Origin of the sequence: Promicromonospora sp. NPDC060271 (genome assembly GCF_042726755.1) — a bacterium.
Classification (GTDB): domain Bacteria; phylum Actinomycetota; class Actinomycetes; order Actinomycetales; family Cellulomonadaceae; genus Promicromonospora.
Genome location: NZ_JBHXBG010000006.1, coordinates 46,074 through 67,288 on the forward strand (window position 1 = coordinate 46,074; position 21,215 = coordinate 67,288).

A 21,215-nucleotide genomic window follows, 5' to 3' on the forward strand; every position below is an offset into this window, starting at 1 on the left:
GGGGCTCAAGCGGAGGTCCGTCAACGGCGGTCGAGCTCGTCGAGACCTGGATCCGACGAGCTCGACCAGTGACAGACCTGGGTCAGCTGCCGTTGGCCTCCTTGAGCCGGAGGAACGTGATCGAGTGGGCCGGGAAGTCGTAGCTGAACTCCGAGCGGCCGGCCGACGCCGACACGTCGAGCGTCGCCCTGCCCTCCACCGGCACTATCCGTTCCGGCTGCGTCTTGGTGTTCCTGGCCGACGGCGCCCCGCTCATCTCGATCACCTCGGCGTCGCCGTCGACCGCGTACCCGTCGACGTTCACCGCCGTACGTGCCACCGACTCGTACGGGTTGACGACCTTGAGCACCAGCTCGCCGGTCTCTGCGTCCTGCGTGACCACCTGGTACAGCGACTCGGTGGTCGGCTCGGTGTACGTCATCTGCAGCGCGCCGTCGAGGTAGAGCTTGATGGTCCGCCCGGAGACCACGATCTTCAGGTGGTAGTCCCGGCCCGTCTCCATACGGTGCCCCTCCACGGCCGCCACCTCGCCCGCGCCGCCGCCGTCGGCCCGCTGCAGCGCCTGGCGGGTGTTGTGCCAGCCGCCCAGGTTCCACCAGTAGAAGTCGTCCCGGCCGCCCGCGGCGAACCCGACGAGGAACGCCTCGCTGCCGCCCAGCTTCCGGGCGTCGAGCTCCAGGGTGTAGTTGTCCCAGTCCTTCGTGTACGCGTCGGTGATGATCGACCGGGCGTCGGTGACGTTGCCCGCCGACTGCACGTACTCGCCTCCGGTGACGCCCCAGGTCCCGGCCTGCGGCTCCCACTGAGCGGCGTCGTCGAACGAGTCGGAGAACAGCACCTCGCCCGACTCGTTGTCGGTCACCTTGACGTCGTCGTAGGCGGCCTGGGTGTTCCAGGTCGACAGGAAGACGCCGCCCGAGATGTCCGCCGGCGTCTCCTCCGGGCCGTCGTGCGTTGACGGGACCACCTGGTCGCCCGTGTTCGTCATGAACATCTTCTGTGTCCAGTACGACGTCGAGCCCCACGACTCGTCGTTGTCGAACCACATCATGTCCGGGGACCACTGGACGTAGTCCTCGTTGGCGAACATCGGGGCGTACGACGCCAGCTCGACGACGTCGGAGTTCCGCTCCAGACCGGTCATGTACGCGGCCTCGGACAGCGCGTTCGACCAGGCGTTGCCGCGCGAGGCGTACTCGCCGAGGAACACGTGCGGACCCGCACGGTCGTAGGAGTCGTACCGCTCCGTGTTCGACAGGAACCACGACGGGTCGTTGTAGTAGTGCTCGTCGACCATCGCGACGCCCTGCTCGCGGTTGAACTCCCACAGCTCGTCGAACCGGGCGCCGGTGTCGTCCGGGCCGGAGTTGGAGATCACGGTGACCTCGGGGTGGGCCGCCTCGACGGCGTCCCGGAACCGCGGGAAGTTCGCCTGGAACGTGTCGGTGTTCTCCTCGTTGCCCAGCCCGATGTACTTCAGGTCGAACGGCTCGGGGTGGCCCAGCGCGGCGCGCTTGGCGCCCCACTCGGTGTCCACGGACCCGTTGGCGAACTCGATGAGGTCGACGGTGTCCTGCACCCAGCGGTCGATGCGGACGTCGTCGGTCATCTCGGGGATGTTGCTGCCGCAGCCGTTGGCGCCGACGGACAGCACGGGCAGCGGCGTCGCGCCCAGGTCCTCGGCGAACTCGAAGTACTCGAGGTAGCCCAGGCCGTAGGTCTGGTTGTAGCCCCAGAAGTTCCAGTTGGTCGGCCGCTCCTCGACCGGCCCGATCGTCTCCTTCCACTGGTACGTCCGACGGCGGTCCGCGCCGTCCGACTCCAGATAGGTGTCGAACGTGCCGACGTTGGTGACGCAGCCGCCCGGGAACCGCAGGAAGGACGGCTCCAGGTCGGCGACCTTCTGCGCGAGGTCCGCGCGCAGCGTCGAGCGCCCGTTGACGGGGCCGTCCCACGTGTCGCGCGGGAACAGGGAGATCATGTCCAGGCGCATCGTGCTCTCCCGGCCGACCGTCACCACGAGGCGGGCGTCGTCGGCCGTACGGCTCGCGGTCAGCCTGGCCGTGCGCTTCTTCCACTTGTTGGAGTTGTCCACACCCACCACGACGGCGGCGTACGTCGTGGCACCGTCCGGCGACTCCAGGCTGACCCGTAGCTGCTGGGCCCGGCCGGTGCGCGCGAACACCGAGAAGTCGTACTTCTTGCCCTTCTCGATCGCGAAGCCCTCGTTGTAGCCCGCGTTACGCACGCCGACGCCGGGTCCGTCCGCCTTGACGGTCAGGTACGCGCGGTTGGCGTCGTTCAGCCACTTGTCCCGCTCGGACTCCACCACCGCCGTGCCCGTCGACCCGCGCCGCTGCACGACGTCCCAGCCCGTCATGCCGGTGAAGCTCGCGTTGTCCGTCGCGGCGAACTCGAAGGACCGGTTCCGGACCAGCTCGGCGTACAGGCCGCCGTCGGCCGCGTAGTTGATGTCCTCGTAGAAGACGCCGTACAGGTCGTCGCTCATCTCGGTGCCCGCTGCCGCGGCGTCGACGTCGAGCGTGTGCTCCTGCACCGGGGTCTCGGCCGGCGGGTACGCGGCCAGCAGGCGCTCCCGCTCCTCCGCCGTGATCGGCAGGACGGTCCCGTGCCGGGGGCTCGCGGGCAGGATCGCGTCGAGGTTGGCGGTCCACTCGCCGCTGCTCAGGTCGTCGGACTCGAACAGCATGTAGCCCTGGCCGCCGTGGTAGCTCGGCTGGTCCTGGAGGAGGAACCAGCGGTCGTCGGTGAGCGAGGGGAACAGCGTCGGCCCCTCACCGCCGGTGAACGTGCCGCCCCAGGGGTTGGGCTGCCCGAACCCGACGCGCTCCTTGATCAGGTCCCAGCCGTCGCCCTCGGTGACGCCCTGGGTGCGGCGCAGGTCGGTGGACGACTCCTGCCGCATCCCCATGTACGACTCGTCCTTGGTGAGGCGGTAGTAGACGCCGTCCTCCTCCTGGACCGTGGAGTCGATCATGCCGAGGCCGTCGCCCTGCGGCTCGTCGATCCAGGGCTTGGGCTCAGAGAACGTCTCGAAGTCGGTGGTGGTCGCGTACAGCATGCGCTGGTAGGAGTCGTGGATGTCGCGCTCGGCGGGCGGGACGTCGGCCGGGTAGAGCGCCGAGGCCCAGTAGACGACGAACTCGCCCGCCGCCTCGTCCCAGTACGCCTCGGGCGCCCACAGGTTGCCCGCGTTCTCGGGGGCGAGCTCGATCTCGCGCTGCTCGCCCCAGTTCACGAGGTCCGTGGACTCCCAGACCATCAGCGAGCGGCTGCCCGTCTCCTGGGCGTCGCCGAAGTTGCCGCCGCCGTAGATCTGCAGGTCCGTGGCGAGCAGGTAGTAGGTGCCGTCGCCGCCCCGGATCAGGAACGGGTCACGCAGGCCCTTGGTGCCCAGCGTGGAGGTGAGCACCGGCTCGCCGCCGTTGAGCGTGGTCCACTCCAGCGGGTCAGGACCGTTCGAGACGGCGAACGAGATGGTCTCGCCGTCGGCCGTGGACTCGCCGGTGAAGTAGGGGAAGAAGTAGGCGGCGTACTCGCCGTCCGCAGCCGTTGCCGTCGCGGTGGACGACGCCGGCGCGGCGCCCGACGCGGCGACGGACGGCGCCACCGCTCCCGCGAGGCTCACCGCGAGCGCGGCGCCGGTGGCCAGCACACCTCTTCTATATCGTTGTAGATCCATGTCGTGTCGATCCCTTCGTCACGTCGCTGTGGGTGGGGTCTTGCGATGACGGAACCGGCTCGCTGACTGGACGTACCGCGTACGCCGAGTCAGCAAGCCGGTCCGACAGCGCTGCTGACTCGGCGTACTCGGTGCGCCGAGTCAGCAGCCTGGTCCAACTACGTCCGGCGGAGCGTCAGGATGCGCTGGAGGGCCACGAAGATCAGCAGCAGCACGCCGATCACGATCTTGGTCCACCACGAGCTGAGGGTGCCCTCGAAGGTGATGATCGTCTGGATCAGGCCGAGCACCAGCACACCCAGCACGGAGCCGAGCACGAAGCCGGTGCCGCCCGTCAGCAGCGTTCCGCCGATGACCACCGCGGCGATGGCGTCGAGCTCCATCGCGACTCCGGTCAGCGAGTAGCCCGACCGCGAGTACATGGCGAACAACAGACCGCCGAGCCCCGCGCACGTGCCGCTCACCACGTAGGCGAGCACCTTGGTCCGGGCGACGGGCAGGCCCATGAGCAGCGCGGACTGCTCGCCGCCACCGATCGCGTACACCGTGCGGCCGAACCGAGTGAAGTGCAACGCGAGGAAGCCGAGGCCCACGACGATCAGCGCGATGAGCACGCCGGACGACATCCGCCAGCCGCCGAAGATCTGGACCCAGCTCGCGAGCTCGCCGAACGACGCGTTGTTGATGGCGATGGACTCCGGCGCGATGAGGAAGCACAGGCCGCGGGCGAGGAACATGCCGGCGAGCGTCGCGACGAACGGCTGCACCTGGAAGTACTGCACCATCACGCCGTGCGCCAGGCCGATGACCGTCCCGGCGCCGACGGCGAGCGGGATCACCACCGCGGGCGGCAGACCCGCCTGGAGCAGCGCCGCGGTGACCACCGTGGACAGGGCCAGCACCGAGCCGACCGACAGGTCGATCCCGCCGGTCAGGATCACGAAGGTCATGCCGACTGCGAGCACGATGAGGTGCGCGTTGTTGATGAACAGGTTGGACACCACCGCGGGCGTCAGGAAGTTCTCGTACCGGGTGCCGCCCACGACCAGCATGAGCGCCAGCACGACGAACGTGCCCAGCACAGGGAGGTAGCGCCGGTCCAGCCGGGTCGGGATCTTCGGCGTGCGCGAGGCGCGCACGGGGGCCGACGTAGCCATCAGGCCTTCACCTCCGTCGAGTCAGGGTGCGCAGCGGACTGCGGCTCGGCCGGCGTCGTGGCGGCCGGCCGCCGTACGGCCGGTCTACGTGCTGCGGCCGTCAGCCGCTCCCGCATCCGGGGCGACTGGAGCAGGGTGACCGCGATGACGACGAGCGCCATGAACAGGGGCGTGACCAGCGGCGAGATGCCGAGGACGGTCACGGTGCGCTCGAGGGTGGCGATGACGAGCGCGCCCACCAGGGTGCCCGACAGGTTGAACTTGCCGCCCGAGAGCGCGGTCCCGCCGATCACGACCGCCAGGATGGCGTCGAGCTCGATGAACACGCCGGCGTTGTTCGCGTCGGCGGCCATGGTGTCGGCGCTGATGAGCAGGCCCGCCAGGCCGGCGAACAGGCCCGATGCCGTGTACACGGTCCAGGTCAGCGTCCTGGAGCGGACGCCGGAGAGGCGGCTCGCGGCCGGGTTGATGCCGGTCGCCTCCAGGAGCATGCCGAGCGCGGTACGCCGCACCACGAACGCGACCACCGCGAACACGCCGAACGCGAGGACCGCGGCGACGGGCAGCCCGAGCCAGAACCCCGAACCGAGCACCTTGAACGGCGCACTGTTGATCGTGGTGATCATGCCGCCCGTGATGAGCATCGCGACGCCGCGGCCCGCGGTCATCAGGATGAGCGTCGCGATGATCGGCTGGATGCCGAGCACCGAGACCAGGAACCCGTTCCACACGCCGAGCACCAGGCACAGCGCGAGGGCCAGGCCGATGGCGGTGAGCACCGTCACCGGCGACTCGGGGTCCGGCGACGACGCGATGTGCGACAGCGCGACGGCACCCGAGACCGCCACCACGGCGCCGACCGAGAGGTCGATGCCGCGCGTTGCGATGACCAGGGTCATGCCGAGGGCGACGAGCAGGAGCGGCGCGGTGGTCCGGAGGATGTCGATCGGGGCACCGAACAGGTGCCCGTCCCGGATCGTGATCGCCAGGAAGCTCGGCCGGGCGATCGTGTTGGCCACCAGCAGGGCGACCAGGGCCGCGACCGGCCAGAAGAGGTGGTGGCGCAGGATGTTCGTCACTTCGTCCCACCTCCGGCGATGAGGTCGACCACCTGGTCCATCGTGGCTCCTCCTCCATCGATCTCCGCCACCTTGCGACGGTCCCGCATCACGGCGATGCGGTGGGATATACGCAGCACTTCTTCGAGCTCCGCCGAGATGAAGACGACGGACATGCCCTCGGCCGCCAGGTCGGCGACGAGCTTCTGGATCTCAGCCTTGGCGCCGACGTCGATGCCGCGGGTGGGTTCGTCCAGGACGAGCAGCTGCGGCGCCGTGGCGAGCCACCGCGCGAGCAGCACCTTCTGCTGGTTGCCGCCCGACAGGTTGCGCAGCAGCGCCTCGGGGTTGGCCGGCCGGATCCCGAGCTGCTTGATGTACGACGCGACCAGCTCGTCGACCTGCTTGCGGGGCAGCGGCCGGATCCAGCCGCGCCGCGCCTGCAGGGCGAGCACGATGTTCTCCCGCACGGTGAGGCCGTCGACGACGCCCTCGCCCTTGCGGTCCTCCGAGGTGTAGGCGATGCCGTGGCTCATGGCCGCGCGCGGCGTGCGCAGGCGGGCCGGCGCTCCGGTGACACGGGTCTCGCCGACGTCGGCCCGTTCGGCGCCCGTGAGCAGGCGTGCCAGCTCCGTGCGGCCCGAGCCGAGCAGACCGGCGAGGCCGACCACCTCGCCCTCGTAGAGCTCGAGGTCGAAAGGCTGTACCGAGCCCTTGCGGCCGAGGCCGATCACCTGGAGCAGCGGGGTGGCGTCGGCGGGTCGCTCGGTGTGCTCGAGCACCTCCTCCGCGGCCTCCAGGACCTCCATGGAGCGGCCGATCATGTGCTGGACCAGCTCGGCGGCCGGCAGGTCGGCGGTGACGTACTCCCCCACCAGGCCGCCGTTGCGCAGCACCGTCATCCGGTCGGAGACCTCGTAGATCTGGTCGAGGAAGTGGCTCACGAACAGGATGGCGACGCCTTCGTCACGCAGCGTGCGCATGACGGTGAACAGGTGCGCCACCTCGTCGGTGTCGAGGCTGGAGGTGGGTTCGTCGAGGATGAGCACCTTGCAGTCGCCCACCGTGGCGCGGCAGATCGCGACGAGCTGCTGCACCGCGAGCGAGTGCGACCCGAGCGACGACGCCGGGTCGATGTCCAGACCCATGCGCTCCAGGTGCGACGCGGCCTGACGGCGCATCGCCGACCAGTTCAGGCCGCCCAGCAGCCGCGGCTCGGCGCCGAGCATGATGTTCTCCGCGACGGTGAGGTTCTCGCAGAGGTTCACCTCCTGGTACACGGTGCTGATGCCGTGTGCCCGCGCGTCGGCGGGGCCGGTGAACCGGCGTTCGACGCCGTCGACCACTATCGTCCCCGCCGTCGGCGAGTAGATACCGGTGAGGGCCTTGATCAGGGTGGACTTGCCGGCGCCGTTCTCGCCCATGAGGGCATGGATCTCGCCGGGCCGTAGGCGGAAGTCGACCCCGTCGAGGGCCTTCACCGGGGGGAACTCGACACTGATGCCGGTCATCTCGACGACGGCTGGTGCTGTCTGCTTGGTCATCCTCGACCTTCTTGTCTGGCGTGCTGCGGCGCGTGAGGGCTACGTCGCCCCGTCGCCGAGGTAGAGCGCCTGTCCGGACGCGCGCTCTACCTCGGCGTGGCTCGATCGCCGAAGTAGAGCGGGTGTCCGGACAGTCGCTCTACCTCGGCGACACGGACGTCAGTACTCGCGCGTCGGGAGCGCTTCCTTGGCCGCGGCCTGGTCGAACGCCTCGTCCTTGACGACGATGCGCTTCTCGACCTCTTCACCGGCGACGACCTTCTTGGCGATCTCCGCCAGGTCCGGGCCGAGCAGCGGGTTGCACTCGACGATGTAGTTGATCTTGCCGTCGGCGAGCGCCTGCATGCCGTCCTTGACCGCGTCGATCGTGACGATCTGGATGTCCTCGCCCGGCACCTTGCCTGCCGCCTCGATGGCCTCGATCGCGCCGAGCCCCATGTCGTCGTTGTGCGCGAACACGAGGTCGATGTCGTCGTGCTTGTTGAGGAAGCCCTCCATGACGGTCTTGCCCTCGGCACGCGTGAAGTTACCGGTCTGGCTGTCGATGATCTCGACGTCCGTACCCTCGATCGCGGCCTCGAAGCCCTCCTTGCGGTCGATCGCCGGGGCCGAGCCCGTTGTGCCCTGCAGCTCCACGACCTTGAGGCCGTCGCCGTCGAAGTTCTCGGCGACCCACTCGCCGGCCATCTCACCCTCCTTGACGAAGTCGGAGCCGATGAACGACTCGTAGAGGGTCTCGTCGCTCGAGTCGACGGCGCGGTCGGTCAGGATCACGGGGATCCCCGCGGCCTTGGCCTCCTGGAGCACCGGGTCCCAGCCCGTCTCGACCACGGGGGAGAACGCGATGACGTCCACGCCCTGCGTGATGTACGAGCGGATCGCCTGGATCTGGTTCTCCTGCTTCTGCTGCGCGTCGGAGAACTTGAGCTCGAAGCCGTTCTCCGCGGTGAGCGTGTCCTGGATGGACTTGGTGTTCGCGGCCCGCCACCCGGACTCGGCGCCCACCTGCGAGAAGCCGAGGGTGATGACGCCGTCGTCGGCGCCGCCGCCGGCGGTCTCGCCTCCGCCTGCGGGGTCGCCACCCGCGTCAGATGCGCAGGCGCTCAGCGCGAACAGCGAGGCTACGGACACCGCGGCCAGAACGGTGCGGGTCAGGGTCGTGCGTGCCATGTCTCCTCCTTGAGATCCTGCACTGCGTCGTGCAAGGACTTGCGGCTATTTGCCCGCCTCGAATGTTAGCGCTCACATGGCCCGGATTCATAGTGCGTGACGTCACGGTCCAGTAACGAGTCTGCAGTGTTTCGCCCAGTACCGGAACAACCGGATCCGGACGTCGGGCCCACTCCCCGACGTGGTGCGGCATCGACCAAGGGGGTCGGGAGCGGCTCCGCGCGACCGTTCGTCTCCGGCCTTCACTGAGGCGCTGGGCTGCGGCGGGACGCCGGTGTCGTCGTCGAGGAACCACGGGCCCGGTCGGCGACCGGTTCGCCGCGAGCCCCGCCACAGCGTCGGTCCCGCCGGGGCGTATACATCGTTGTAGAGATGGTGCTAGCGTGTGCCGCATCGATTCTCCATCGATGTAACTTCAAGGTCGAAGAGACAACCGGCACGCTCCGCGACACGTTGTGCCCGCCACCTCCGGCGGCACCACCCGCACCCAGCGGCCCGGCTCACGAGAGGAACCGTGATGAGGAAGTCACGCCTGACCACCGGCATCGTCGCCGGACTGGTCCTGGCCTCCACCGCCGCCTGCGGCGCTGGTTCGGGAACTGACGACGACGGCAAGCTCACCTTCATGTTCCGCGGCGGCGAGGACGAGAAGGCCGCCTACCAGGAGGCCATCGACAGGTTCTCCGAGGAGACCGGTGTCGAGGTAGAGGTCATCGTCACCGACGCCGACCAGTACGCCACCAAGCTCCAGGCGGCGATCTCCGGCAACAACGTGCCCGACGTCTTCTACATCGAGCAGGCGAACCTGCAGTCGTACGTCACCTCGGGGGTCCTGCTCGACATCACCGACCACGTCGAGGCGTCCGGCGTGGACCTGGACAACCTGTGGGACTACGGCGTCGACTCCTACCGCTACGACGGCAGGCTCCAGGGCACGCCCGACGGCGCGCTCTACGGCCTGCCGAAGGACGTCGGCCCGTTCGCCATGGGCTACAACAAGACGATACTCGAGGCCGAAGGCATCGAGCTGCCGAGCGCGGACGAGCCCTACACCTGGGACGAGTGGCTCGACGTGCTGAAGAAGGTCACCAAGGACACCGACGGTGACCAGGAGATCGACCAGTGGGGCACCGGCCTCAACGTCCAGTGGAACATGCAGGGCTTCGCCTGGAGCAACGGCGCCGACTGGACCAACGAGGACCGCACCGAGGTCACCGTCGACACCCCCGAGATGGCCGAGGCGCTGCAGTACATCGCCGACCTGACCGCAGTGGACGAGGTGACCCCGAACGCCGAGCAGGCGGCCACGCTGGACACCTACCAGCGCTGGATGGAGGGCCAGATCGCCTTCTTCCCCGTGGGTCCGTGGGACGTGAGCACCTACAACGAGCTCGACTTCGACTACGACCTCATCCCCTTCCCCGCCGGGTCGACGGGCGAGCCCGCCACGTGGATCGGCTCGCTCGGCATCGGCGTCTCGGCCACGACCGCCATGCCGGAGGAGGCCGTCGAGCTGGTGACCTACCTGTCCGCGGACGAGACCGCGCAGCAGACCCTCGTCGACGCCGGTATCCAGGTGCCCAACCTCAAGGACATGGCGGCCGAGTGGGCCGCCGAGGAGGACACCAGCCCGGCCAACCGCCAGGAGTTCCTCGACATCGTCGAGGACTACGGCCGGCCGATGCCCGCCGCGATGACGTACGGCGCCGCCTGGTACGACGAGATGTGGACCAACATCCAGCCGGTCCTCGACGGTGAGCAGACCGCCGAGGAGTACCTCGCCGAGGTGGAGCCACGCATGCAGACCCTGCTCGACGAGGCCAACGACCAGGCCGAGCAGGCCGCGGCCGCGAGCGCCGGAAACTAGCCCTCGTCCTGGGGGTCGTGGCCCGTCGGTCGAGCTGGTCGACACCGGCGGGTCACGGCCCGACGGCCACCGCAGAGAGGAACCTCATGGCTGGCTCGGCCTCACGCCTGCACCGGTCCGAGAACCGCTGGGCGCTCGCCTTCGTCGCGGCCCCGGTGATCGGCTACCTGCTGTTCACGCTGTACCCCGTCGGCTTCGCGGTGTACGCGTCGCTGACGAACTGGAACGGACTCGGGGTCATGCGGTTCGTCGGGCTCGACAACTACGTCCGGCTGTTCGGCGACGCGAACTTCCTCGAGTCGCTCTACAACACGTTCTTCTACATGATCGGCATCCCGATCGGCCTTGCCGTGTCGCTAGCCCTCGCCGTCGCGATGAACCGCAAGATCGTGGGCCTGACGGCGTTCCGGACCATCTACTACGTGCCGGTCATCTCGTCGCTGGCGGCGATCGCCATCCTGTGGCAGTGGGCGTACAACGGTGACTTCGGCCTGGTCAACCAGGCCCTGGCCCTCGTAGGCGTCGACGGTCCCAACTGGCTGGCGAGCACGTTCTGGGCCAAGCCGGCGATCATCCTGATGGCGATCTGGAAGGGTCTCGGGTTCTCGATGATCCTGTATCTGGCCGCCATCCAGTCGGTGCCGCGCTCGCTCTACGAGGCCGCGCAGCTCGACGGCGCGAACGGCTGGCAACGGTTCCGGACCATCACGCTGCCCATGGTCCGGCCGGTGACGTTCTTCCTCGTCGTGACCAACGTGATCGGCGGCGCGCAGCTCTTCACAGAGGTCAACATCATGACGCCGACGGGTGGACCGGAGTACAGCACCGCCTCCGCCGTCTGGCACATCTGGCGGCAGGCGTTCAAGTACCAGCAGATGGGTTATGCGACGGCGATGGCGATCGTGCTGGGCCTGCTGATCCTCGTCGTCACCCTGATCCAGTTCCGCCTGAACCGGCGCAACAGCTTCGACATCGACTGAGCCGGAACCGGAGGAATCATGAGTACCACGACGGCCCAGCGCCGCAACACCCTCGGCTTCGAGCCTCCTGCCCGCAGGGCCACCCGCCGCACCCCGATGAGCCGGACCGCGAGCGCCCGGATCGGCGACTGGCTCGTCTTCGTCCTGCTCTCGGTCGGTGCGGTGGTCATGGTCGCCCCGCTGGTCTGGATGGTCTCGACGTCCCTGAAGACCAAGAACGAGGTCTTCGCCCTGCCGCCCGTGTGGATCCCCGAGGTGCCCCAGTGGGAGACCTATGTGCGGATGTGGCAGGACTCCAGCATCCTGACCGGGTTCCAGAACAGCTTCGTCGTGGCGGCGTCCGTCACGGTGCTCGGCATGATCACCTGCTCGATGGCGGCGTTCGCCATCGCGAAGATGCGCCTGCCGTTCCGCAACCTCATCTTCATCGGCATGCTGACCGGGATCATGATCCCGTACCCGACCCTGATGATCCCGCAGTTCGTGATGTTCTCGCGGATCGGCTGGGTCGACACGCTCCTGCCGCTGATCGTCCCGGCGATCTTCGGGAACATCCTCGTGATCTTCTTCCTGCGGCAGTACCTGGAGAACGTGCCGAACTCGATCATCGAGGCGGCCAAGATCGACGGCGCGAACTTCTGGCAGATCTTCTGGCGGCTGATCTTCCCGGTCATCCGGCCGGCGGTGGCCGCCCAGTTCATCCTCTGGTTCATGATGGTCTGGAACGACTACCTGGCGCCGATCCTGTACCTGAACACACCGGAGCGGCAGACGCTCCAGGTGGTCATCGCCAACATGAACGTGCAGTACGCGACCCAGCGGGACTATCCGCTGATCATGGCCGCCTCGTTCGTGGCCCTGCTGCCGATCCTCGCGATCTTCCTGGTCTTCCAGCGGCAGATCATCGAGTCGGTCGCCCTCACCGGCACCAAGGGCTGACGTGACCACCTCCACCTGGGGCGGCCGGCACGTCCACGATCCCACGGTCGTCCGCGACGACGACGGCACGTACTGGATGTTCTCGACGGACGCCCGGTCGGACGGTCCCGTCCGGGCCGGCGTCCAGGTGCGCACCTCGCGCGACCTGGTGCGCTGGGAGCTGCACGGCTGGGCGCTCGACGGCGTCCCCGGCCCGGCCGCCGGCTGGTCCCACGCCGAGGGCCTGTGGGCGCCCGAGGTCGTCCGTGCGGGCGAGCCGGGCCCCGCGGAGTGGCGCATGTACTACTCGGCGTCGACGTTCGGGTCGCGGCGGTCGGCGATCGGGCTCGCGACCGCCGCGCACCCGTCGGGTCCGTGGACCGATCGCGGGATCGTCGTCGCGAGCGACCACGTGGCCACCCGGGCCGGCTTCAGGCATCCGAACGCGATAGACGCGAACCTCGTCATCGAACATCCGGGCGTCGAGCGTCCGGGCGTCGAACATCCGGGCGGCCGCCAGTGGCTGGTCTACGGCTCGTTCTTCGGGGGCATCTACGCGCTGCCCGTCGACCCGGCCACCGGCTTCGTCGTCGACGCGCCCGCGCCGGGTGCGCTGCGCGGCGCGCCGGGAACGCTGCTGGCCCGCCGCCCCCGGCTCGCCGACGGCGCCGTCGAGGGCGCTTTCGTCCTCCCCCGGCCGGGCGGCGGCTGGGCGCTCCTGGTCTCGTACGACTCGCTGGCCGGGACGTACCACCTGCGGGCCGCCGTCGGCGACGACGTCACGGGGCCGTTCCGCGACCGGGGCGGGCGGGCGATGACCGACGGCGCCGCTGGTACCGAGGGGGCGGGCGCTACCGACGGCACGGGTGCTGCCGAGGCCGCGGGCGAGGGCGCGACGTCCGGCGTCGACCCGTGGCAGGTCGGGGTACCGGTCCTGGCGAGCCACCGGCTGGCCGGCGGTCCGGGGCTCCTCGCGCCGGGGCACGCGTCGGTCCTCACGGAACCCGGGCGGCAGCTCCTGGTCCACCACGTGCGCGACGCCGACGCCCCGACGGAGCACCGCGTCCAGGTACGCCGGCTGGTCTGGACCCATGACGGCTGGCCGCTGGTCTCCCCGCAGCCCTGGGCGGGACCCGGCCGCGAGAACGACGACCAGGCGACCTGGCCCGTCTCCCCGGCGGTGCTCGACGGCACCTGGGAGGTGCTCGACGTCGGCGCGGCGACCGCCAAGGTGGTGGACGGCCGGACCGGCACGCTGGAGAAGGTGCTGGACGGTGCGCTCACCGGCGTGCGCGGGGCCCGCCCGCTCGGCGCGGGCCGGTTCACCTGGGGACGGCCTGACGGCATGCCGGACTCCGCCCCGCGGTGGACGGCCGTCGTCTTCCCCGCCTGGAACGCCGTCCGCGACCGTGCCACCCTGTGCCTGACAGCGACGGACGACGCCGGCCGGGTAGTGACCGGCACGAAGGTGGACGACAGGTGAGCGAGCTCAGGCCGGACAAGCCGGCGCGCGACACGTCCGCCGTGGACGAGATCGGCTGGACCGGCGGCGTCATGCGGGTGCTCCGGCGGGTCACGCGCCTGGTCGAGATCAACGTGCTGGTCGTGCTGGGCGCCGTCGCGGGCGGCTTCGTGCTGGGGCTGTGGCCCGCGGTCCGGGCGGCGAGCGCGGTGCTGCTCGACGGCGATCCCGCCGAGTCCCCCTGGCGGCCGTTCTGGCGGGAGTGGTTCGCGGGCTGGCGGCGCGCCAACGTGCTCGGCGCTCCGCTGACGATCGGGGGCGCGGCTCTGCTGCTCGACCTCGCCGTGCTCGGGCAGCTCGACGGCCCCGGACGGGCCGCGCTGCAGCTCGGGCTCGTCCTGGTGGCCGCCTGGGGTGCGGTGGTGCTGGCCTACTGGCCGCGGGTCGTGCTGCGCTACGACCGGTCCGCCCTCGACACATGGCGCTTCCTGCTGCTGAGCCCCGCGCTCGGGCCCGGCACCGCGGTGGGTGCGGTGGTGGTGCTCGGCGTGTGCGGGCTCGTGGCGTACGTGATCCCCCTGCTCGGGCTGCTCGCCGGGGTCTCGGTCCCGCTGTGGCTCACCGGCCGGATGGTGGACGAGCGGCTGGACCGCATCGACGCGACTGCGGGTGCTCCCGCTGACTGACTCGCCGTACCTGGTACCGCGAGTCAGTGCTCTGGTCGGACCACGCGCCTGACTCGGCGTACTCGACGTGCCGAGTCAGACGCACTGTCCTGGCGTCAGCCGGCTGCCAACGGGCTGACCTCGATCTCCTCCGCCCGGCCGGGCAGCACGGCCACGACCTGCTCGCCGCCGTCCGCCGGTGCGTCGCCTGTCGACTCCCTGCCGACGATCCGCGCGTCGGGCACGACCCGCCGGAACGGTGCGGTGCTGCCGGTGATCCGCTCGACCAGCAGGCCGACGGCGGTGCGCGCGATCTCGTCGCGGCCCGGGTCCACCGACGAGACGGTGGGCACGGAGTAGCGGACGTCGTCGACGTCGTCGAACCCGATGAGCGCGATGTCGCCGGGGATGTCGATCCGCCGCTCGTGCAGCGCGTGCAGTGCGCCGAGCGCCATCGCGTCGTTCAGGGCGAACACGGCGTCGATGGGGGTACCGGAGTCGAGCAGCCGGGCCATCGTCTCCGCGCCGGTCGAGCGGTGCCAGAGTCCCGCCTCGCCCACGAGCGCCGGGTCGAACGGGATCCCGGCATCGGCGAGCGCCTGCTCGTAGCCGGCCAGCCGCAGCGCCGCCGAGCCGATGACCTCGCCCGCGTGCGCGCCGACGACGGCGATGCGCCGTCGGCCCGATGCGATCAGGTGCGCCGTGGCGGCCCGGGCGCCCTCCACGTTGTTCATGGTCACGTGGTCGGCCCGCGCCCCGAAGACCCGTTCACCGAGGACGACGAGCGGGAAGTCGACGTCGAAGTGGCCGAGGTCGTCGGGGCCCAGCGCGAGGGGCGAGAAGAGCACGCCGTCGCCTCGGTGACGGCGGTTGCCCGTGAGCACCTCGAGCTCCCGCTCGCGCTCGGCGCCGGTCTGCTCGATGAGCACGGACCAGCCGCGCTCGTCGGCCGCACGGATCACCGAGTCGGCGAGCTCGGCGAAGTACGGCAGCGACAGCTCGGGCACGTTGAGCGTGATCATGCCGGTACGCCGGGTGCGCAGGTCGCGGGCCGAGGTGTTCATCCGGTAGCCGAGCTCGTCGATCGCGTCCTGGACGCGCCGCCGGGTGGAGTCGCGGATGTGCGGGTACCCGTTCACCACGTTCGAGACGGTCTTGACGGAGACGCCGGCACGCAGCGCGACGTCCTGCATCCTCACCGGCATCGGTGCGCGGCCCTTCGACGATGGTGCTCGGAGCGAGTGATCCTCTACACTCTACATCGTTGTAGAAGTGAAGTCGTAGCAACGCGACCCGACCAACCCGGAGGACAAAGATGTCACCACGCAGACCACTCGCGGCGCTCGGCGCGCTCGCGTTCACGGCGGCCATCGCGACAGGCGCTCCGGCGTCCGGCGCGGTGGCCGGGGCACCGGGTGGTGCGTCGGAAGCCAAGCCCGGCGAGATCAGCGTCGTCGGCGACACCTCGCCGATCCACGACCCCGCGCTCACGGTCGACGACGACGGCACCTGGTGGGTCTACTCGACCGGCCTGGTGAACCGCGAGAACGGCGGCACCGTGCAGATGTGGTCGTCGCACGACCGCGGCACCACCTGGGCCTACGAGGGCACCGTGTGGGACGAGATCCCAGCCTGGATCGACGAGCACTTCTCGGACGGCGCCCTGCCCGGCAACCTCTGGGCGCCCGAGGTCTACGAGCACGACGGCACGTACTACCTGTACTACTCGGCGTCCCGCTTCGGCACCAACAACTCCGTCACGGCGCTCGCCACGAACACCACCCTCGACCCGGACGACCCCGACTACGAGTGGGTGGACCAGGGGCCCGTCATCACCTCCCCGGCCCCGATCGAGGACGGCAAGGGGTTCAACGCGATCGACGCGGGCATCGTCACCGGCAAGGACGGCACGCCGTACATGGCGATCGGTTCGCACTGGTACGGCATCTTCCTCGTCGAGATCTCCTGGCCCAGCGGCAAGCCCGTCGCCGGCGCCCTGGAGAACGCCGTCCACCTGGTCGACCGGTTCGCGCCGGGCAACCGGGTGGAGGCCCCGTACATCCAGAAGCGGGGCGGCTGGTACTACCTGTACGTCTCGTTCGACGCCTGCTGCGCCGGGGCGGACAGCACCTACAAGGTGGTCGTCGGGCGTTCCCGGGAGGTGACCGGCCCGTACCTCGACAAGGAGGGCCGCGACATGGTCGGTGGCGGGGGCACGGTGCTCCTGGAGTCGAGCGGCCCGAGGGTCGGCCCGGGCGGCCAGTCGGTGCACGACGGCGTCCTCGCGTACCACTACTACGACGGCGCCAACGAGGAGATCCCGTACTTCCCGACGCTCGGTCTGCACCGGCTGGGCTGGAAGGCCGGCTGGCCGGTGGTCCGCTGAACCTCGTTGAGTGCTGGCTATTTGTTGTCCCAGACGGCTCCGGACAACAAATAGCCAGCACTCAACGGTCAGAGGCCCTGGGCCAGGCGGTAGTACGCCTGGTTGTGGCGCACCTGGTCGGCGAAGCCGCGGCGCGTCGTGTCCTCGTCGATCACCAGCAGCTCGGTGCGCGCGATGTTCGCGAAGACCTCGAACGCCTCGATCCCCGCAGCGGTCGACATGACCGTGTGGTGCGCGCCGCCCGCCGTCAGCCACGACTCGGCCGAGATGTCGAACGACGGCCGCGGCTTCCACATCGCGCGCGCGACCGGCAGCTTCGGCAGGTCACGCGGCGGGGTGACGACGTCGACCACGTTGGCCGTCAGGCGGAACCGGTCCCGCATGTCGGCGAGCGAGACGACAACCGCCCCCTCGACGGCGTCCGCGGAGAAGACCATACGAACCGGGTCCTCCTTGCCGCCGATACCGAGCGGGTGGATCTCGATGCGCGGCGTCGTGGTGGTCAGCGACGGGCAGACCTCCAGCATGTGCGCGCCGAGAATCAGCTCGTTGCCCGGGGTGAGGTCGTAGGTGTAGTCCTCCATGAGGCTCGCACCCCCGGGGAGGCCCTGCCCCATCACCTTGGCGGCCCGGACGAGCACCGCCGTCTTCCAGTCGCCCTCGGCGCCGAAGCCGTAGCCCTTCTCCATGAGGCGCTGCACCGCGAGCCCGGGGAGCTGGCGCAGCGTGCCCAGGTCCTCGAAGTTGGTGGTGAACGCCTTGGCGCCGGCCGCCTCCAGGAAGCCCTCCAGCGCGATCTCCTGGCGGGCGGCGTAGCGCAGCGAGTCGTGCCGCTCGGCGCCGGCCCGGAGCTCCGGGGCGACGTCGTACCTCTCCTCGTACTCGGCCACCACCTTGTCGATGGCGGCCTCCTCGACGGCGTCCACCGCCGCGGCCAGCTCGTTCACCCCGTGCGTGTTCACCGAGACGCCGAACCGCAGCTCGGCCTCGGTCTTGTCACCCTCGGTGACCGCCACGTTGCGCATGTTGTCGCCGAACCGGACCAGCTTGAGCTCGTGCGTCGCCGCCCAGCCGGCCGCGCCGCGCGCCCAGGTGCCCACCCGGCGCGTGACGGCCGGGTTGGAGACGTGCCCCACCACCGTGGTCCGCGCGACGCCGAGCCGCGTTGCGATGTACGCGTACTCGCGGTCGCCGTGCGCGGCCTGGTTGAGGTTCATGAAGTCCATGTCGATCTCGTCCCAGGGGAGCTCGACATTGGCCTGCGTGTGCAGGTGCAGGAGCGGCTTGCGCAGCGCGTCCAGGCCCGCGATCCACATCTTCGCGGGGCTGAAGGTGTGCATCCAGGTCACGACACCCAGGACGTTGTCGTCGCCGTTCGCGTCCAGCATGGCGCGGCGGATCGCCACCGAGTCCTTGAGGACGGGCTTCCACACCACCTTGACCGGCACGTCCGACGACGCGTCCAGCGCCCGGGCCACCTCCTGCGACTGCTCGGCGACCTGGGCGAGGGTCTCCTCGCCGTAGAGGTCCTGGCTCCCGGTGAGGAACCAGACCTCACGGTCCGCGTAGGGCTTGGTGCTCATGCCTGTCCTTCCGTGTTCTTGGTGTCGGCCGCAGTGGTGCCCGACGGCGTTGTCGCGGGCTGGCCGTAGACGTTCTGGTACCGGTCGTAGAGAGAGTCGATGTGCTGCTGTTCCATCGGGACGGGCTCGCCGAGCTGGCGGGAGATGTGCACGGTGCGGGCGACCTCCTCGACCATCACCGCCGCCTTCACGGCGGCGCGCGCGTCCTTGCCGATCGTGAACGGGCCGTGGTTGCGCATCAGGACGGCGGGGCTGCGGTGCCCGCTCAGGGTCTCCACGATGCCCCGGCCGATCGAGTCGTCACCGATGATCGCGAACGGCCCGATGGGGATGGGCCCGCCGAACTCGTCGGCCATCATCGTGAGCACGCACGGCACCTCCTCGCCGCGCGCGGCCCACGCCGTCGCGTACGTGGAGTGCGTGTGCACGACGCCGCCCACCTCGGGCATGTGCCGGTACACGTAGGCGTGCGCTGCGGTGTCCGACGACGGCGACCGCGTCCCGTCCACAAGGTTGCCGTCGAGGTCGCACACGACCATGCCGGCGGGGGTGAGGTCGTCGTAAGAGACGCCGGAGGGCTTGATGACGAACAGGTCGGCGCTGCCGTCCGGCACGTCGGGGTCCGGCACACGCTGCGACACGTTGCCCGCCGTCCAGACCACGAGGCCCCAGCGCGGCAGCTCGGCGTGCAGGTCGGAGACGACCACGCGGACGCGCGCCACCTCCTCCTGGACGGCCTGCGAGTAGTCGGTCAGTGCCTTGCTCATCGGTCGCTCTCCTGCGTCGTTCCTCGGGTCCCGAGCGTCTCGACGGCGGCGCGCTCGATCGCGAGGCCCGCGCCATAGCGCTCCAGGTAGGCGGAGAAGCCCGCCACGTCACCGGCGTCCGGCTCGACGACGTCGAGCGCGGCGTCCGCGAACACCTCGGCGCCGAGGTAGGCGCCGAGGCTCTGCTCGGGGGCGGCCGCTCCGTTCGCGGACGCCCGGTAGGCGGCGAGCAGCGCGATGCCCCAGGCACCGCCCTCACCCGCCGTCCGGCCGACGGCCACCGGCGCGCCGAGCGCGGCGGCCAGCAGCCGCTGGGCCACACCCTCGGTCCGGAACAGGCCGCCGTGCGCGAACATGGAGTCGAGTCCCACCTGCTCCTCGGCCAGCACCCGCATGCCGAGGCTCAGGGTGCCGAACACGCTGTAGACCTGCGTGCGCGCGAAGTTGCCGAGGGTGAGCCGGCTGTCGGGCGTGCGCGTGAACAGCGGCCGGCCGGCCTCGAGGCCCGTGATGGGCTCGCCCGACAGGTAGTTGTAGGCGAGCAGGCCGCCGCCGTCGGCGTCGCCGTCCAGGGCGGACCGCAGCAGCGCCCCGAAGACGGCGTCCGGGGCCGCCGGCTGTCCGAGAGCCGTGGCGAACTGGCCGAACAGCTCGGCCCAGGCGCCGAGCTCGCTGGCCCCGTTGTTGCAGTGCACCATCGCGACCAGGTCGCCGGCCGGTGTGGTGACCAGGTCCAGCTCCTCGTGCACGCTCTCCAGCGGCTTCTCCAGGACGACCATCGCGAAGATGCTGGTCCCGGCGCTGACGTTGCCGGTGCGGGGCGCCACGGAGTTGGTGGCGACCATGCCGGTCCCTGCGTCGCCCTCGGGCGGGCACAGCGGGATCCCGGGCCGCAGCGTTCCTGAGGGGTCCAGCAGCGCGGCGCCCTCCGCGGTCAGCGCGCCGGCGTCGGCTCCGGCGGGCAGGACGCGCGGCAGCAGGTCGGCGATGCCAAGGCCCGGTCCGCGGTCGCCCACCAGCTCGTCGAGCTGGGCCAGCATCCGCTGGTCGTAGTTCTTCGTCGCCGGGTCGATCGGGAACATGCCCGAGGCGTCGCCGACGCCGAGCACCTGCTGCCCCGTCAGGCGCCAGTGCACGTAGCCGGCCAGCGTGGTGAAGTGCCGCACCTGCGCCACGTGCGGCTCGTCGTCGAGGATCGCCTGGTACAGGTGAGCGACCGACCAGCGCAGCGGGATATTGTACCCGAACAGGCCGGTCAGCTCGGTCGCGGCGCGTTCGGTGCTCGTGTTGCGCCAGGTGCGGAACGGCACGAGCAGCTCGTCGGCCTCGTCGAACGCGAGATAGCCGTGCATCATCGCCGAGACGCCCAGCGCGCCGACCGTGGTCAGCCGCACGCCGTACTGCCGCTCGACGTCCGACAACAGCGCTGTCACCGACTCGCGCAGACCCGACCAGACGGCGTCCAGCGAGTAGGTCCACACACCATCGACGAGCTGGTTCTCCCAGTCGTGGCTGCCGCTCGCGAGCGGCACGCCCGCCGGCCCGACGAGGCACGCCTTGATCCTGGTGGAGCCGAGCTCGATGCCGAGAGCGGTCCGCCCCTGCTCGATCGCCTCCCGGAGGCCGGCGAGCCGGTCCACTCCTTCGTCCTGCCGCTCCACCATCGTGGGCCGCTCCGTCCTGCCCGCATCGTCGCGTGGCGTCGTTCGTGTCACCGTCCGTCGACCGGCACGGTAAGCCGTGGCCTGACCGCCCCCGGCAATGTTAGCGCTCACACGATACGTTACGACAACCGGGTAGGAATAGGTCCGCCTTGAGAACGACGTCGGGCGCCGAGGGGCGTCGAGTGGCTGACCGTGCTGCTCGCCATCACCCGGCTCGGCGGCATCTACGTCCCCATGGACCCGGAATGGCCCGAGGACCGGTCCCTCTTCGTCCGCGAGGACAGTGGCGCC

The 21,215-nt window shown here is 70.1% G+C and carries 15 protein-coding genes and 1 pseudogene; 7 read left to right on the forward strand and 9 right to left on the reverse strand.

Going from position 1 to position 21,215, the window contains the following annotated elements; translation table 11 throughout:
- Positions 1-82: 82 nt before the first annotated feature.
- From ACFWE2_RS02020 to ACFWE2_RS02040, 5 genes are all read right to left on the reverse strand, one after another.
- Positions 83-3,703 (reverse strand): alpha-L-arabinofuranosidase C-terminal domain-containing protein, encoded by a 3,621-nt coding sequence (locus ACFWE2_RS02020; protein WP_377222533.1) that lies wholly within the window; start codon positions 3,701-3,703, stop codon positions 83-85.
- Positions 3,704-3,861: 158 nt separating this feature from the next.
- Positions 3,862-4,860, reverse strand: coding sequence for a galactofuranose ABC transporter, permease protein YjfF (yjfF, locus tag ACFWE2_RS02025; RefSeq protein ID WP_377222534.1), 999 nt, complete (start codon positions 4,858-4,860; stop codon positions 3,862-3,864).
- Positions 4,860-5,939 carry an ABC transporter permease gene (locus ACFWE2_RS02030; protein WP_377222535.1) on the reverse strand — a complete coding sequence of 360 codons (1,080 nt, stop codon included), beginning with the start codon at positions 5,937-5,939 and terminating at the stop codon, positions 4,860-4,862. The genes yjfF and ACFWE2_RS02030 overlap by 1 nt, the downstream gene beginning before the upstream one ends.
- Positions 5,936-7,462 (reverse strand): sugar ABC transporter ATP-binding protein, encoded by a 1,527-nt coding sequence (locus tag ACFWE2_RS02035; protein ID WP_377222536.1) that lies wholly within the window; start codon positions 7,460-7,462, stop codon positions 5,936-5,938. Before ACFWE2_RS02035 ends, ACFWE2_RS02030 begins: the two co-directional genes overlap by 4 nt.
- Before the next feature lie 159 nt (positions 7,463-7,621).
- Positions 7,622-8,632, reverse strand: a complete 1,011-nt coding sequence (locus tag ACFWE2_RS02040; RefSeq protein WP_377222537.1) for an ABC transporter substrate-binding protein — start codon at positions 8,630-8,632, stop codon at positions 7,622-7,624.
- Between the two features lie 517 nt (positions 8,633-9,149).
- Between ACFWE2_RS02040 and ACFWE2_RS02045 the strand changes: the two genes are divergently transcribed.
- The 5 genes from ACFWE2_RS02045 to ACFWE2_RS02065 all read left to right on the forward strand — a co-directional run bounded on the left by ACFWE2_RS02045 (position 9,150) and on the right by ACFWE2_RS02065 (position 14,545).
- Positions 9,150-10,499, forward strand: coding sequence for an ABC transporter substrate-binding protein (locus ACFWE2_RS02045; protein ID WP_377222538.1), 1,350 nt, complete (start codon positions 9,150-9,152; stop codon positions 10,497-10,499).
- Positions 10,500-10,585: 86 nt separating this feature from the next.
- Positions 10,586-11,479, forward strand: coding sequence for a carbohydrate ABC transporter permease (locus tag ACFWE2_RS02050; RefSeq protein WP_377222539.1), 894 nt, complete (start codon positions 10,586-10,588; stop codon positions 11,477-11,479).
- A gap of 18 nt (positions 11,480-11,497) precedes the next feature.
- Positions 11,498-12,418 carry a carbohydrate ABC transporter permease gene (locus tag ACFWE2_RS02055; protein WP_377222540.1) on the forward strand — a complete coding sequence of 307 codons (921 nt, stop codon included), beginning with the start codon at positions 11,498-11,500 and terminating at the stop codon, positions 12,416-12,418.
- A 1-nt stretch (position 12,419) separates the two neighbouring features.
- Positions 12,420-13,880 (forward strand): arabinan endo-1,5-alpha-L-arabinosidase, encoded by a 1,461-nt coding sequence (locus ACFWE2_RS02060; protein ID WP_377222541.1) that lies wholly within the window; start codon positions 12,420-12,422, stop codon positions 13,878-13,880.
- A complete protein-coding gene (locus ACFWE2_RS02065; RefSeq protein ID WP_377222542.1) occupies positions 13,877-14,545 on the forward strand; it encodes a YesL family protein in 669 nt (222 codons plus the stop codon). Before ACFWE2_RS02060 ends, ACFWE2_RS02065 begins: the two co-directional genes overlap by 4 nt.
- Before the next feature lie 95 nt (positions 14,546-14,640).
- On the opposite strand, the gene ACFWE2_RS02070 is transcribed toward ACFWE2_RS02065, so the two are convergent.
- Positions 14,641-15,729, reverse strand: coding sequence for a LacI family DNA-binding transcriptional regulator (locus ACFWE2_RS02070; RefSeq protein ID WP_377222543.1), 1,089 nt, complete (start codon positions 15,727-15,729; stop codon positions 14,641-14,643).
- A gap of 110 nt (positions 15,730-15,839) precedes the next feature.
- Between ACFWE2_RS02070 and ACFWE2_RS02075 the strand changes: the two genes are divergently transcribed.
- Positions 15,840-16,910 carry an arabinan endo-1,5-alpha-L-arabinosidase gene (locus tag ACFWE2_RS02075; protein WP_377222544.1) on the forward strand — a complete coding sequence of 357 codons (1,071 nt, stop codon included), beginning with the start codon at positions 15,840-15,842 and terminating at the stop codon, positions 16,908-16,910.
- Between the two features lie 68 nt (positions 16,911-16,978).
- On the opposite strand, the gene araA is transcribed toward ACFWE2_RS02075, so the two are convergent.
- Genes araA through ACFWE2_RS02090 form a run of 3 tightly spaced genes read right to left on the reverse strand, consistent with a single transcriptional unit; the run spans position 16,979 to position 20,924 of the window.
- Complete coding sequence (gene araA, locus ACFWE2_RS02080) at positions 16,979-18,493, reverse strand: L-arabinose isomerase (RefSeq protein ID WP_377222545.1); 1,515 nt, start codon at positions 18,491-18,493, stop codon at positions 16,979-16,981.
- Positions 18,490-19,260 carry an L-ribulose-5-phosphate 4-epimerase gene (locus tag ACFWE2_RS02085; RefSeq protein WP_377222546.1) on the reverse strand — a complete coding sequence of 257 codons (771 nt, stop codon included), beginning with the start codon at positions 19,258-19,260 and terminating at the stop codon, positions 18,490-18,492. Before ACFWE2_RS02085 ends, araA begins: the two co-directional genes overlap by 4 nt.
- Complete coding sequence (locus tag ACFWE2_RS02090; RefSeq protein WP_377222547.1) at positions 19,257-20,924, reverse strand: xylulokinase; 1,668 nt, start codon at positions 20,922-20,924, stop codon at positions 19,257-19,259. The genes ACFWE2_RS02085 and ACFWE2_RS02090 overlap by 4 nt, the downstream gene beginning before the upstream one ends.
- A gap of 177 nt (positions 20,925-21,101) precedes the next feature.
- Here ACFWE2_RS02090 and ACFWE2_RS02095 point away from each other — a divergent pair.
- Positions 21,102-21,215: pseudogene (locus ACFWE2_RS02095) on the forward strand (hypothetical protein); the annotation flags it as partial.